The organism is Vibrio sp. 2132-1 (assembly GCF_033344315.1).
Genome location: NZ_JAWPON010000678.1, coordinates 1 through 562, shown reverse-complemented (window position 1 = coordinate 562; position 562 = coordinate 1). Strand labels below are relative to the sequence as shown.

1 protein-coding gene is annotated in these 562 nt (G+C 44.3%); it reads left to right on the top strand.

What is annotated here, in order from left to right; translation table 11 throughout:
- Positions 1–131: methionine adenosyltransferase domain-containing protein (locus tag R8N47_RS27350; RefSeq protein WP_318186382.1), on the top strand; the 131-nt coding region annotated here is incomplete at its 5' end.
- Positions 132–562 lie beyond the last annotated feature (431 nt).

Here is a 562-nt window from a genome sequence, read left to right as displayed (position 1 = left end):
AAGAAATGCTTAACCTACTTCAACCAATCTACAAGAAGACAGCGGCATACGGTCACTTCGGTCGCGAAGAGTTCCCATGGGAAGCGACTGATAAAGCTGAGCTTCTACGCGATTTCGCTGGCATCAAGTAATCGAGCCACGCAAGAATCAACAAAGCCCTCGCCTTATGGCGGGGGCTTTTTGTATCGAACATTCCTCCCTCCCCTTGCCGAACAAAAATTCAGCAATTATTTGTAAATTCCCCTATCACCGCCAATAGTTAACATAATGTTAAATGCACTTTTCGATGCATATAACACCGAGTAATAAGATGTAGGTTCACGTGGTGGAGTCCGTGATTAAAACACGTAAACCAAACATCCTTTTGTATGGCTCGATACCAAGTCACTGTACTCCTTAAGATAACCATTGAGATTATCGAGTACTGACGACCTTGGTAAGCGTTGACACCGTGGGAATTAATCAAGGAGGAGTTATGCCTCGTACCGTGAATCCATCTGACTTCCAAAGCAAACGAAAGGAAGTGCCAGATAATGAATACGCCAGAACCATTCCGTGTAAC